Annotated in this window: 11 protein-coding genes; 2 read left to right on the top strand and 9 right to left on the bottom strand. The window is 54.2% G+C overall.

Annotation, left to right across the window (positions count from 1 at the left end):
- The first annotated feature begins 183 nt into the window (after nt 1–183).
- On the top strand, nt 184–726 hold the full coding sequence (locus tag OR573_08385) for a DUF3833 domain-containing protein (GenBank protein ID XGA81618.1): 543 nt from the start codon (nt 184–186) through the stop codon (nt 724–726).
- Between the two features lie 58 nt (nt 727–784).
- Here OR573_08385 and OR573_08380 read toward each other — a convergent pair whose 3' ends face one another.
- The 3 genes from OR573_08380 to gorA all read right to left on the bottom strand — a co-directional run bounded on the left by OR573_08380 (nt 785) and on the right by gorA (nt 3,463).
- The gene (locus OR573_08380) at nt 785–1,177 is read right to left on the bottom strand and encodes an ectoine synthase (GenBank protein ID XGA81617.1); all 393 of its coding nucleotides are present in this window, start codon (nt 1,175–1,177) and stop codon (nt 785–787) included.
- 60 nt (nt 1,178–1,237) lie between these two features.
- On the bottom strand, nt 1,238–1,822 hold the full coding sequence (ectA, locus tag OR573_08375) for a diaminobutyrate acetyltransferase (GenBank protein ID XGA81616.1): 585 nt from the start codon (nt 1,820–1,822) through the stop codon (nt 1,238–1,240).
- A 246-nt stretch (nt 1,823–2,068) separates the two neighbouring features.
- Nucleotides 2,069–3,463, bottom strand: coding sequence for a glutathione-disulfide reductase (gorA, locus tag OR573_08370; GenBank protein XGA81615.1), 1,395 nt, complete (start codon nt 3,461–3,463; stop codon nt 2,069–2,071).
- A 162-nt stretch (nt 3,464–3,625) separates the two neighbouring features.
- Between gorA and can the strand changes: the two genes are divergently transcribed.
- A complete protein-coding gene (gene can, locus OR573_08365; protein XGA81614.1) occupies nt 3,626–4,273 on the top strand; it encodes a carbonate dehydratase in 648 nt (215 codons plus the stop codon).
- Nucleotides 4,274–4,570: 297 nt separating this feature from the next.
- Here can and OR573_08360 read toward each other — a convergent pair whose 3' ends face one another.
- From OR573_08360 to OR573_08335, 6 genes are all read right to left on the bottom strand, one after another.
- Nucleotides 4,571–5,038 carry a cytochrome c gene (locus OR573_08360; GenBank protein ID XGA81613.1) on the bottom strand — a complete coding sequence of 156 codons (468 nt, stop codon included), beginning with the start codon at nt 5,036–5,038 and terminating at the stop codon, nt 4,571–4,573.
- A 94-nt stretch (nt 5,039–5,132) separates the two neighbouring features.
- Nucleotides 5,133–5,744, bottom strand: coding sequence for a peptide-methionine (S)-S-oxide reductase MsrA (msrA, locus tag OR573_08355; protein ID XGA81612.1), 612 nt, complete (start codon nt 5,742–5,744; stop codon nt 5,133–5,135).
- A 3-nt stretch (nt 5,745–5,747) separates the two neighbouring features.
- Nucleotides 5,748–9,770, bottom strand: coding sequence for a translocation/assembly module TamB (locus tag OR573_08350; GenBank protein XGA81611.1), 4,023 nt, complete (start codon nt 9,768–9,770; stop codon nt 5,748–5,750).
- Nucleotides 9,771–9,779: 9 nt separating this feature from the next.
- Nucleotides 9,780–11,657: an autotransporter assembly complex protein TamA gene (locus tag OR573_08345; GenBank protein XGA81610.1), complete on the bottom strand. Its 1,878-nt coding sequence runs from the start codon at nt 11,655–11,657 to the stop codon at nt 9,780–9,782.
- A gap of 35 nt (nt 11,658–11,692) precedes the next feature.
- Nucleotides 11,693–12,487, bottom strand: coding sequence for a hypothetical protein (locus OR573_08340; GenBank protein XGA81609.1), 795 nt, complete (start codon nt 12,485–12,487; stop codon nt 11,693–11,695).
- Nucleotides 12,488–12,496: 9 nt separating this feature from the next.
- On the bottom strand, nt 12,497–13,789 hold the full coding sequence (locus tag OR573_08335) for a nucleotide sugar dehydrogenase (GenBank protein ID XGA81608.1): 1,293 nt from the start codon (nt 13,787–13,789) through the stop codon (nt 12,497–12,499).
- Between the last annotated feature and the right edge of the window lie 100 nt (nt 13,790–13,889).

Here is a 13,889-nt window from a genome sequence, read left to right as displayed (position 1 = left end):
ACGCCATCATGATTATATTATGAACAAGTGGTAGATCACACTATCTTATTTAACATAATATACATTATGCGAACTAATGGGTGATCCATTTATAAGCATCACTCAGGTAAAGCATTGCTCGACAACTCCTGTACAATGTATGGTTTTGAAACATCTAACCTTGGCTGTCATCAGGAGAACCCCATGGCCCAGTTAAACCGTTTTTGGCGTTGGAACGTGTTGGCGCTGGCAATCGTGCTGTTAACCGGTTGCTCCAGTGTTGATATCGAACAATATGCAGAAAACACGCCCACCCTGGATATCGCCGACTACTTTGAAGGCGACACCCGCGCCTGGGGAATCGTACAGGACTATAGCGGTGAAATTCAGCGCCAATTCACCGTTGATATCCAAGGGACTTACGATGGCGATACCCTGGTGCTGGATGAAGCCTTTGTGTTTGCCAACGGTGAAACCGATCGACGGGTATGGACATTCGAACGGATTGACGAGCACACCTGGAATGGCTCAGCCAATGATGTAGAAGGCAACGTAGAAGCTAAGCAATACGGTAATGCCTTTCACATGCGCTACCCATTGGATATCGAAGTCAGTGGTCGAACGCTGACCTTCACCATGGATGACTGGATGTACCTGCAACCCGATGGAAAACTGATCAACCGCACTGCCATGCGTAAATTTGGTCTGACGCTGGGTGAAATCACTCTGGTATTTGAAAAGCGCTAAAAAAGATAAGCCCGCCAGTATCGACAGGCGGGCTTATTTATCAGATAGCTACTCTATTTCACTCATCGGCGGGTGCATAGGAGCCATCTTCACGGTGTACTTCAGTGCCGGTAATCGGCGGCGTGAAAACGCAGGCCAGATGCATGGTCTTGTGGGCCCGCAGCAGATGCTCGTCATGCTGATCAAGGACGTAGATATCGCCCGGCTTGATTGGCCAGATCTTGCCGTCTGCCAGCGTTTCGACTTCCCCTTCTCCTTCAATGCAATACACAGATTCAAAATGATGTTTGTAGTGGATATGCGTTTCAGTGCCTTCGTAGATACGCGTGATGTGGAAGGAAAAATCACCACCATCAGCGGCTAACACCAGGCGCGTGCTATCCCAGTTGCCATTTTCAGCTTTGACAAGACGATCTGTCTGGCGCGCTTCTTCAATATTGCGAACGATCATAATAGTTTCCTTATCGGTGTAGCCATTGATAGCGTCAATAGAATAGTACGTTAACGAACTCTAACCCGTAATGGTTTCTGTCTGGAAAGGGCCAATCCTGACCAGATTCTCAGGGTCGTGCTCGCCCCCGAGCTGTTCGGTAGAAAAATACTCACGGCTGTTCAACGGTGCATGCCAGCGTGCTGCAAGCCGACGAAATAGCCCCCATGAAGCCTGATTGTCTGGTGTGATGGTAGTCTCAAGGTGATGAACGTCCTGAAGCTCAGGGCGTGTCATGATGGCTTCAACCAGACGACGGGCCAAGCCCGTGCCGCGCGCCTTCTCCCCCACAGCCACCTGCCAGAGGAAATACGTATCCGGGGCATTATCCTTGACGTACCCGGAGACAAAACCAACCACTTCGCGTTCCTCGTTGATGGCCACGGCACAGGTATCACGGAACTGCGTAGCCAATAGCAGATAGGCATAGGCAGAATTGACATCCAGTGGCGGACAGGACTTGATTAACTCGTATACTCCCCAGCCGTCGTCAGCATTTGGCTTGCGAATAAACAAGGGCGTCTCTGCATGCCCCACCACAGCATCCGCAACAGTGGGACGAATCAGGTCAGCAGAGGGTGTAAAAGGCGGTATCGGCGTTGTCATGGTTATGCTTCGCTTCTGCGATTTTGTTAAGTGCTACGCTGTTTGTTTAGTAGCTTGAACGATAATTACCCTAGTCGATCAGAGTCTATTAATCACTATATTAAAAACTATGTATAAATACTATAACGGTTAATTATGACCACATCAAACAATCAGGCAGTTGATGTGGCCAAGCCATAACGAAAAATTATAAAAAGCGCCTAAAACCTCTATCAGTAGCTAACTAGAGTAGCTAACTAGCAACCGTTAGCGACGGGTTACGCTGCGCATAGTGACAAATTCTTCAGCACCTGTCGGGTGAATGCCAACGGTGCGATCAAAGTCAGCCTTGGTAAGGCCAGCCCTGACCGCAATCGCTATGCCCTGGATAATTTCTCCCGCATCGTCTCCTACCATATGCGCACCGAGCACCACGTCTGTTGCATCATCAACAATCAGCTTCATCAAGGTGCGTTCCTGGCTACCTGACAAGGTGTGCTTCATGGCACGAAAATCAGCCTGGTAGACACGGATATTGCCTTTTTCCCTGGCCTCTTCTTCTGAGAGGCCCACCGTTCCTATATTGGGATGGCAGAACACAGCAGTGGGAATATTGGCGTAATCCATCGGTTTCGCATCAGCGTTACGGAAATGAACATCCACCAACTGCATGGCTTCAGCCAATGCAACCGGCGTCAGTTCTGGACCGGCAATCAGGTCGCCCAGAGCGAGGATCGAGGGCACGCTGGTCTCAAAGCGCTCATTGACAGGTACCTTGCCTTGCGCATCCAGGCGAATGCCCAGCGTATCCAGCCCTAACCCTTCAATATTGGCATGGCGCCCGGTGGCCGCCAATACTGCATCCACGTGCATTACCTGGCCGTCAGTCAGTGTCACCCGATATTCATCGTTGCCAGTATCTCCGGTCACTTTGTCGATCTGGGCAATATTGACATTAAAATGCAGGTTAACGCCCTTGCGAGACATTTCATCGCGGGTAAATTCACGCACCTCCTGATCAAAGCCACGCAGGAACAGGTCGCCCCGATAGATAAGATGGGTATCACTGCCCAGACCATTGAAGATGCTGGCAAATTCAACCGAAATATACCCACCGCCCAGGGTCAAAAAACGCTTGGGGAAGTGTTCCAGATCAAAAATCTGGTTGGAGCTGAGCATATGCTCGCTACCCGGAAAATCCGGCAGCCACGGCCAGCCGCCGGTGGCCACCAGAATCCTCTGTGCGGTGATCTGATGCTCACCTTCATCGTTATGCAGAATGACGGTATGGGCATCTCTGCAACTGGCATGGGCATTGTAGAGCGATACGTTAGCGCCTTCGAGCAAGCGATGGTAGATACCGTTCAGGCGCTTGATCTCGCCTTTCTTGTTTTCCCTCAGGGTTGCCCAGTCAAAGGTGGCTGGGCCGGGTAATTGCCAGCCAAAACCTGCCGCATCATCAAAGCTGTCGTGAAAGTGCGCAGCGTAGGAATACAGCTTTTTAGGTACGCAGCCCACATTGACGCAGGTGCCACCCAGATAACGGTTTTCCGCTATCCCGACTTTGGCGCCTTCTGCCGCCGCCATTCTGGCAGCACGTACACCGCCAGACCCGGCGCCAATAACAAAGAGATCGTATTCATAAGCGGTTTTTTCCGTCATGCTATGCTCCTTTCATTAAATATCAGTACGTTAAAAAAGTTTTCTGTCCACTTTTCCATCAAGCCAATGATTAATCTCATGATAAGCTAGGTTAAAAAACGGAAAGGTTAAAACGCTAATCATTTTCTGTATATGACCGCTTCTTCGCCAACGAGAACCTAGATGTCAGATTCCATTAATAAACTGTTAGCCAATAATCGCGCCTGGGCTGAGCGAATGTGCAAGGAAGATCCGGACTACTTTGCCCGCCTGTCGCGGCAGCAGAATCCCGATTATCTGTGGATTGGCTGCTCCGACAGCCGGGTTCCGGCGAACCAGATTATTGCCCTTCCCCCTGGCGAAGTCTTTGTCCACCGTAATGTTGCCAACCTGCTTCATCATACTGATATGAACGCCCTGTCTGTGGTTCAGTTTGCCGTTGATGTGCTTAAGGTGAAGCACATCATGATTGTTGGCCATTATGGCTGCGGCGGCATCAAGGCCGCTGTCACCGGTGGTGAATGCGGCATGGTCGATTTCTGGTTGCACTCGGTACGCGAACTTTATAATCAGCACCGTGCCTCAATGCAGCATTTGTCTCTAAGTCAACAGATAGACACCATGTGCGAACTGAATGTCAAAGCCCAGGTTAACAGCCTTTGCCGCACCAAAATCCTGCAACGCGCCTGGCAGCGGGGTGAGCAGATATCCGTGCACGGTTGGGTATATGGGCTTGAGGATGGGCTGGTGAAGGATCTTCACTGCACAGTATCTGACTTATCCCAGGTCGAGACCCTTTATCGGATTGACCGCCTTGAAGCAGGCGACTAGGGTCTGTTGACGTTTCATCGCGAACCGCGTTGCTGCGCCAAAGGGCGTCAGGCAAGGCGCGACACGACGGCAATGGTGGTGCCCTTACCGAGTGGCGCAACGCCGAATGGCGCCCTTTGGCGCGCAACCCGAAGGGACAGGGCCCTTTTGGCACAGCCCTGCGTTGCTCGTCGCTAATTGGGAACCACCCAACCACGCTCCTCACGCCTTGCTCTGCACCAAAAGGGCCTCTGTCGCGGCCGTGAGGAAACGTCAACAGACCCTAATCAAGATGGCGCCCTAGCCTCCAAGCATCAATCAGTAGCGATAGCCACGGTGGCAGCTTTTGCAACTTGCTCCAACTTTGGACAGTCCCTTGGCGGCCGCCCTTAAATCTTCATTTTTGACAGCCTCCATCAGGGTGGCGATTTCGCTATCCAGGCGGTCAAAGCCTTCGCGGTAGCGATCCCACTCCTCCCAGATTTCCGGCCTGGCATCAGACCCGGGACCGTGACTGCCTTCAATGAACGCGGGCAGCATGTTATCAGCGCTGACCATTTGCCTGAGAGTTTCAATACGTGGCCCAGCGGCAGACAGATCACGCTGATTGACAATATCAAATCGCAGTTGGCGTACCAGGGTTTCGGTTTCCTTGAACGTATCCTGACGCCAGATTACCGCCTCACGTTGATCAGCAAAAGGAGTATCGTCAGCGCTGGCGGGCGGCGATGGCCAGCGCTCATCTGCGCTGGCCTGGGACGAGACAGCACCCAGTGAGAGAGCCATTATGACAGCTGTGCAGGCAAGTAAGGTGATATGCCCTGGTGATAAGCATAAGCTTCTCATTTTGATCGTTTGTCCTCGTCGAAAAATAGTGTCCTCAAACCAGTGGGCAGCTAACACCGGTGCCTTTTAAGCCACAGTAACCACCCGGGTTCTTGTGCAGGTATTGCTGGTGGTAAGCTTCAGCGTAGTAGAACGTATCCAGCGGTTTGATTTCCGTGGTGATCTGCCCTCGCCCGGCCTTATCCAGCTGCTGCTGAAAAAGGTCGGCGCTGTGCCGGGCAGCTGCAAGCTGTTCGTCATTGGTTGTGTAGATAGCTGAGCGGTACTGGGAACCAATATCGTTCCCCTGGCGGTTCAGCTGGGTGGGGTCATGGTTTTCCCAGAATATGGTTAACAGCGAGGTCAGGTTGACCTCGGCCGGATCATAAATGATCAGTACCACTTCCGCGTGTTCAGTCTGCCCAGTGCAGACTTCTTCATAACTTGGGTTGGGCGTTTTTCCACCTGCATAGCCTGCCGCCGTGACTAGAACTCCCGGCACTGGCCAGAACAGGCGCTCTACGCCCCAGAAACATCCCATGCCAACGACCAGAGTGACATAGCCTTCACGATATACTGGCTTCAGGGCTTCACCGCTGATGGCATGGTGCTCACTGGTTTTAATAGGCGTATCCCGCCCGGTCGGTACACGATCAAAAAAGCTCATGTCTTACCTCGCTTGAAACGTTGAAGGGTTACCACTGCGGCTGAATTGGTAAATCAGGTCAACCGCCTGATTGGCACCCGAAACAGCCTGCAGATACAGGTCACGCCATAAGGTGTAGCGCAGGGTAAGTTCTGCTATTGGGGTAAAGATACCAACGCCATAGCTGATGCTGATGTCATCGGTTAGCTGGCCACTTAACGCTACCTGACTATTGTCGCCGGCGCCTGCGGTATCCAGACGCAGGTCATCAATGCCAAAGGCCTGACCGATAGAACCGACAGCACCTCCTGTGCGGCCTAACGACATACTGATCAGCGCAGTGGTCATTGCACTGCTAAAACCACTGCCAGATTCGTCCGGCGCCCTACCGCGCAACAGGTAGGAAAGCGCACGGGTTTCATTCATAGCCGGATTGGAAAAAATGGCCAGGTTGGGTGATTCCGCCAGTCCGGTTACCCTAACCCCGACAATGACATCGTCCTGAGTGACGTCGGGATTACGGATTGCTTCAAAATCAAGTGATGGCGCCCCCGGCGGGCCACTGAAAAGAATGGCGCCACGCCGGATAAGCAGATCCTGACCAAAGGATTTAAAACGGCCATCCGCCAGATTGACATCGCCAAACAGCTGTAAACCGCCGCTATTCTGGTCGACTTCAAGGGTACCCTGAAGGCGTGAATTCAGCCCATAAGCGGAGAGTTGCATGTCTTGGCCGAGGTTGATATTGATCTGTACATCCATGGCCATTCCGCCCTGCTCAAGGCTTTCTGCAGCGCTTGGCCCGCCATTTTCAGCCCGTTGCGCGGCCAACTGTTCGGCTTCCTGATCGTCGCGCTCGGTTATAATGATCTCGTCGCTACTGGGCCCCATCACCGAAGCAGGCAGCTCGCCTGCCTCCAGACGCGCCCAGGGCACGTTGACATCGCCCCGCACCTGCAAGCGATCGGGGGCAACGCGAATGCGAATATCCGGTGCGGCTTCCAGGCGGCCAAACTGTGGCAAGGACACCAATAATGGGTTCTCTGTTGCCTTCAGGTCAATGCCAATGCCCCAGTCATCATCTCCGGGCCAGACGGCCTCGCCCTGAATATTCAGGCGTCCACGTTCGGCATCCACATAACCGTCAATCCGGCCTGAATCACCGTCGAAATCGACGTTGATTTCCCCATCGGGAATTACAATGGGCAGGTCGGCGCCGGCGACCTGTAGCTGATTGAGGCTTAACTGGCCTTGAAGATCCGGTTGTGCCACCGAACCGCTGATGCTGACATTACCGTCTAACTGCCCTTCCATGGTGTCAAGCCCAACAACCATCTCGCGGTATGGGTTCAGGCGAACGCCTACGACCCTTAGATCACCGTCGAGACCTGCGGCGCCGAGTGGATCTGTAATGGCCAGATCGAGGTTGATATCACCGGTATTGCCCAGCGCCAGAGTGGCATTGGCATCCACCTGCTGTGGATTAGCTTCTATGCGGGTTTCAAGCCTTAGGCGCGGCAGGGCCACTGGCTGGCCAAAATCATTCAGTGCGGTGATTTCCAGGCTGCTGTCCAGCCCCAGATCGGCCTGCCAGCGGGCACCGCCCTGTCGCCAGGAAGCAGCCATATCAGCGGTGGTATCACCTTGTAGCGACCAGCCATCAGGTAGAAAAGGAGCCAACATCTGCATAGGCACTTCGCTGACAGACAAGACAGCGTTACCTGCATCGGCAGAGGCATTAATAGCCTCCTCGGAACAGATAACGCCGCCTTCCTCGCGGCGCAAGCAAAACCTTGATAGACGGGCTTCACCACTATCCAGGCGATAACCAAGATCCAGAGGGGCTTCAAGGCCTATCGTGCCGAACGCAGACACTACCTCAAGCGGTAACAGCGTAGCCTGGTAGCGCTGCCCCGGCTGATCAAACTGGCCATCAAGCGCCAGAGTGACATTTTCAAGCAGTTCATTATCTGCGCCCCCTGCCACATCCAGCGACAGGTTATGTTCAGAAAGCCTGCCATCCAGTGAAAGTGCGATATTTTCAAATGCTTGCCCACCAGCAACAGCATTATCTATTGCCAAGCGGATATCCAGCTGCGGGTCTTCAATACCACTGACATCCGCATCCAGCTGTAGGGCATCCAGACGATTTTCGCCAAACTGCAGGCCCTGGCCTTCAAGATTGGCGGCAAGTTGCGGCTGCTCTAGGCTTCCCCGTGCCTGAATCTGCCCGGTCAGCGCGCCCTGTAACCCGGGGGCCAGGGTTTGCAAGCCGCGCATATCAATAGTGGCGTCCAGATTCATGCTGTCCGGGCTGACCTGGCCGCTGGCATTAAGCCGATTTTCGCCCTGGGCAAAGTCCAGCTGCTGAAGATCTACGTTAAGCGTACTGTCTGCGTTGAGGGCTGCCTTCAGGTTGAGTGGATAGCCCTGCAACTCACCGTTGATATCGAGCACAGGCAGTGCCACTGTCCATAGCTCGCCCTGCTGGCGCACAGAGACATCCAAAAGCCCATTCAGCTGCCCTTCAACCGATGGCGCAAGGTCATTGGGGTTGAGATTGGACAGCTCAACAATCGCATCAACGCCCAAACCATCCTGCCAGGAGACATTGCCCCTGCTGGATATCTGGCTGTCATTTACGTTCAGGGTCAGTGGCGCCCAATTAAACGTGCTCAGGTTCCCCTGGCCGTTCAACGCCAATCGGCTGGGCGGTACCTGGGGGCCTTGAGCGTCAACCTGAAGATCAAGCCGGTAGTCTTCAAGATCACCTTCGGCGGTCAAGGCCAGCCCTTCAAGCACATAAGGCTCATCCGCTGACTCACTGTCCTGTGTGGCAGCCGGTGAGGTTAACGGCCAACGCAGCTGATCGCTGTCCAGCGTTATCTGGAAAGGCAGGGTCGGCGCCAGGGCATCCAGGTTAGCGGTCAGGTTCGCCGCAATTGGCCCTTGGGCGTTGAGCGTTGCGTTCAGATCATTCAGGTTGCCGTCCAGCCGTAGGGATATCTCCTCTCCGGCCAGTTCCGGCATTATCTCCGGCAGGAAGAGTTGAGCATCAAGCTGAGCATTCAGCGGGTAGTTTTCCTGAAGTTCCACCTCGGCGCTCAGCTGCGCTGAGGCATCAGGCGTCGTGACATCAAATTGGGTTAAGTTAATTTGGCTACCCTTGGCTGTCAGTCCCAGTTGCAGGCTGTTCACTGTGTATTCGGTAACTCCTGAAAGCGTGAATTCATTCACGCTGAACGCAGGCAGCTCCAGGCTGATTGGCAGGCTGATAGCAGGTAACTCAAGCGGCTCGCGGTTGGCGATGGCCTCTGCGGGCGAAACCTCGTTGACAGGTTCAAGCGGGACTTGCAATTCAATGGCGGCATCAATGGCCGCACTGGAAAGCGGCGAGTCCTGTGCGCCTGCCAGCAAAACACCCGGGCTTGGGGGTAAATAGACCTGAGGGCGCTCCAGGTGGGTGGGCGCAATCTTTATAAGACTCTCTTCTGCGCTGATGGCAGAGGTAAAGCTTTCCCAGCGGATTCGGGTACCATCGCCAAGGCGTACATCTATGTTTTCCAACACCAGTTCGCGCAGTTCAACTGGGAAAGGCAGGCGAATTTCTTCCAGCGGCGCCGAGTCCTGCGGCTCCTCCTCAGGTTTGTTGCTGCTAGCCGGCAGGCGAACTGTAGCATCGACCAATCTCAGTTTATCAATGCACAGACGGCCGGAAAGCACGCAATCCTCTGCCCAAGCCAGTTCAAATTCGCCCAATGAGAGAGAAAATCCCGCCACATCCAGGCCAAAGCCTTTCAGTTTGAGGTGTTCAAGAAGGCTACCCTGATGATCTTCCAGCTGAACCCAGTTGCGCTGTTCTGCCTGATCCAGAAGCACACTGGTTCCCCAGGGGGACAGTGCCCAGCCAAGGACTACCAACACCAGTGAAATCAGCCAGATAGGCAGTACAATCACTAGGCGTATCAGGCTCCAGACCAGCAGCCACAGGCGTTTTCGGGCTGAGAAATAATGCCGTTTGATCACGGTCTGTTTATCTTGGGACACAGGCAACTCCTAGAACTCAGGCCCGATAGAGAAATGCAATCGCCAATCGTCTTCGTGATTAAAGGGATGGGCGACATCAAGACGAATGGGCCCAACCGGCGAGACCCAGCGTACGCCGAGTCCGGCGCCGGTCTTCAGGCTGTCAGGGCCCCAATTGTCGAAGGCATCGCCGGTATCAGCAAACGCCGCCCCCCACCAGTTGCCTGTCACTCTGCGTTGATATTCAAGGCTGGCTGTCAGCAGCTGTTGTCCGCCGCGCAGCCGCCCTTCGGCATTGCGCGGTGAAAGGCTTTCATAGGAGTAACCCCGCACGCTGCGGTCCCCCCCGGCAAAAAAGCGCAAGGAGGGAGGGATACGGTCAAAGTTATCCGTTTCAATAGCGCCGATACCCACGCCACCGACAAAACGATTGTCGTTACCAATCATGCGGATCCACTGGGTATCGCCGTTGACCCGCAGGAATTGGGCATCAGACCCCCAGAACGTATCTGAGTACTCGATCGACAGTTTCTGGCGATCACCCCAGACAGGAAAGCGCTGTTCACGGGTGCGGATACGCGTCCATTGCACACCGGGATAAAGTAGCCATACCTGATCGGATTCCCCGCCCTGGGTAAAATCTTCGTAAGTAGTGCGTACATAGATAGACTGTTCCCAGTCATTATCAAACTGCCAGCGTCTTGCAATCTGCAAGGAACCTTCAAGGGTACGAGTATCATTGTCATCCTGATGCTTGATCCCGTATTGCAACTGATAGCTATCTTTGAGGGGGTCATCCAGTGGAATAGTGTATTCACCGGAGAATCGCTGTTCAGGTGCCGAAATATACAGGTCGTTGTCAAGGCTATGGCCAAAGCGGTTGACCCAGGGCTGCTGCCAGGAAAAGCTCATCCGCGGCCCGACATCCGTAGCAAATCCGACACCCACCTCGAACTGGTGGCGATCAGCGGGTTCAACGCTGATATCAATGGGCATTGAGACATTGTCCGAAGGACTGACGTTCAGGGCGCTGCGCATGGCATCCAGGCTGATATTTTCAATTAACGGTGAGCTATCGGCTATTTCACGCCCGGTCGCTTCCTGCCACCACATGGAAGCGGATTGTTCCGTCGGTGTCACTGTCATCAGTTCTGCCGGATCAGCTAAGCGTGGGCGTACAGAAACGGCTTTGAACCAGCCGGTTTCTGACAGGCGCTGATTGTATTCGGCGATTGATTCGGCAAGGTATGGCTCGTTCAGCTCAAAGGGACGCATTTTTTCCAGGCGCTCGGGTTCTATGTGACTTCCTTTTATATGGATATCACCAAAGCGGTAGCGCTGCCCGCTATCGAAGTCCATATAAAGGCGCGCACTGTTCAAGTAGGGTCGTACTTCCATACGTCTGTCAGCAAACTGCCAGTTGAAGTAGCCGCGCTCCAGAGCCAGGGTCGATAGCCGATCGCGCAGGCTGTCCCAAGGGCTGTGGCGCAGCACATCGCCCTGTTCAAGCGGAAAATCCTCAACAGCCCTGACAAAGGGGGTATCCTCGCTGGCGTCGCCATTAAGCTTGAGGGATAAGACTTCAATCGTCACCGGCTGACCGGGATCAACCCGTATGTTGACGCCACTTTTGCCGTCTTCCAGCGTCAAATTGATATCAGGTTCGTAATACCCAAAGGGCCGCATGGCTTCGGCCACTCGGCGGCGAATTTCGCCTTCCAGGCGCGCCTCGGTAAACTCACTCGCCTTGAGCGCTTTGATATAGGCACTGATGTTGTCGCTGACCTCTTCTTCAACCCCTTCGACGTTAACATCAAACGCCCATAGCGAAGGTGAGACGCATACCAGCGATAACACACTGCCCGTCAGTAATCGCTTGATTGCCTTTCCTCGGCAAGAATTATCCATGCATTCGTTTCCTAGCTAAATGGCTCGGCCGGTTGTCATCTGAGCATTTCCAACTGAGCGCTGAAGGCCAATTGCGCTTGCCTGATCTGACGTAGATCATTTTCCAGAGCATTCAGTTCCTCCTGCCAGGTTTGTTGTGCAGCGGCAACCTGATTTGTCACCTCTGAAGGACTGACGATATTAGTCTCTTCCAGGTTCTGTACACGATTTTGCAGGATTTGCTGCTCTGCTCTCAGCGCTTCTATGTTTTCTAACAGGCCAGATTCTTGACGTTCAAGCTGTGCTATCAGGCTGGCTATTTCATCTGCCAGTTCTCGGCGAGCCTGGGTGCTGGCCTGTTCAAGTGTTTCAAGAGACGTGTCAAGTTCTGACAGCTGGCGATCACGCTCAGCGGCTGCTTCCTGCTGGGAGCTGATTTGTTCCATCAGCTCATCCAGAGTCTCTGCCGATACGGTATCTTCACTGGCAGGTATCAAACTGAATAGCTCGCTACGCGTATCGTTCAATGCCATACCCAGCTGATCCTGCTCCTGAAACAGGGTGCCCATCTGAGCCTGCAGTAGCGTAATGGCCTCCTCTACCTGAGTATCACCAGAATCCAGCCGAGCATGCATATTGGAGACCTCGCCGCTAAGCCCACTCACCTCATCAAGCAGGCGCTCGCGTTCATACCAGAGCCCTGCGGCGGCGGCGGCGAGCAGTGCTGATATGGCCACCAGGGCCAGCCAGATCGGCCAGATGGCAGGGCCCTTCCGGTAGCGCAGATGTTGTGCACTGACGCTTTGTTCAACATCAGGGACAATACGTCTTGACGCAGCGGATTCAGACATGGGTTCTCCTCAATGGGCGGTGACGTCGGCGCGGCGGCCGATACCTCTATAGTCTAGGCCACAGCTTGCCACAAATGCTGGATCATAGATGTTTCGTCCGTCCAGTATCAGTTTGGCGTTGAGCAATTGGCGCAGTTTCTGCCAGTCAGGATTCCAGTAGGCTTTCCACTCGGTTACCAGCATCAGGGCATCAGCCTGCTCGCAAGCGAGGTAGGGGTCGTCCTCAAAGGTGGTCAGATCGGCGCGTTCCCCAACGGCGTCCAGCAGAGCAGGAATGGCCGCCGGGTCATGCAGTTGCACCTTGACCCCCTGTGCCCAGAGTGACTCCAGTAGCGTCAATACCGGTGCCTGGTCAATGCGCGCTGTGCCCGGCTTGAATGCAGCGCCCCAGATGGCGATAGTCTTACCCTGGAGGTTGCCATCGAAATGCGCCCACAGCTTGCGAAACAGGGTTTCTTTCTTGTTTTCGTTGATATCCATGACCTGTTCAAGCAATGCCGACGCCCGGCCGCTGGAAAACTGGACATCCGCCAGGCGCATCAGATCGCGTGAAAAGTTGGGGCCACCAAAACCGCACCCAGGATACAGGTATTCAAAGCCGATACGCGTATCGGCGCCCATGCCTTGGCGTACGTACTCAACGTCCACCCCCAGTGTATCTGCCAGCCCGGCAATTTCATTCATGAAACTGATCCGTGTCGCCAGCATGCCGTTAATCGCCAGTTTGGTAAGTTCGGCAGCTCGACGGGGCATGCTCTGAAAAATTTCACTGCGACGGTTAAAAGCCCGCAGTAATTCCCTGACCAAGCGTTCACTTTCCGCATCGTCGCAGCCGAGTAGCCAGCGGGTTGGCCGTGTAAACGTCAGCCATGCGCGGCCTTCTTCCAGCATATCTGGCAGGGCAACTCCCAGCTGGCTTTCTTGCAAAAGCCCTTGCAGGCGCTCGGTTTCCCCAACGGGAAAGGTCGAATTGTTGATCAGCAGCAGGCTGGCGGGTGCCTTGGCGGAAGCGCGGGTAATCAGACTAGCCGCATCGCTGCGCTGTTCGGGAGATAACGCCAGCCAAATGACATCCGCCTGAGAAATAGCGTCTGCCTGTTGCTCGATTGTCAGGGTGCCTTCTGCCCTGCTCTCTTCAAGCTGTTTCAGCAGGTGGGGTTCACGGTGCATCCAGCCAGCCTGCTCAAGCTTTTCCCAGGGTTCAGATTCATGCGCAAGCCAATGCACATGGTGCCCTACCCAGGAAAGCGCGGCGGCAGCCGTTGCCGCACTCAGCTCACTACCGTAGATAAATATCCGCATCGCTCAAGGCTCCCGGGCATAGCGAGTCATCTCTTTCGGGATTGCCTTGGAAGCCGGTAAACAGCGATTGCCAAAGCCTGCTACGGAAAGTACAGCCTTA

This window comes from Halomonas sp. CH40, assembly GCA_041875495.1.
Taxonomy (GTDB): Bacteria; Pseudomonadota; Gammaproteobacteria; order Pseudomonadales; family Halomonadaceae; genus Vreelandella.
The sequence above is the reverse complement of the archived record's forward strand: the minus strand, read 5'-3'. Positions and strand labels throughout refer to the sequence as shown.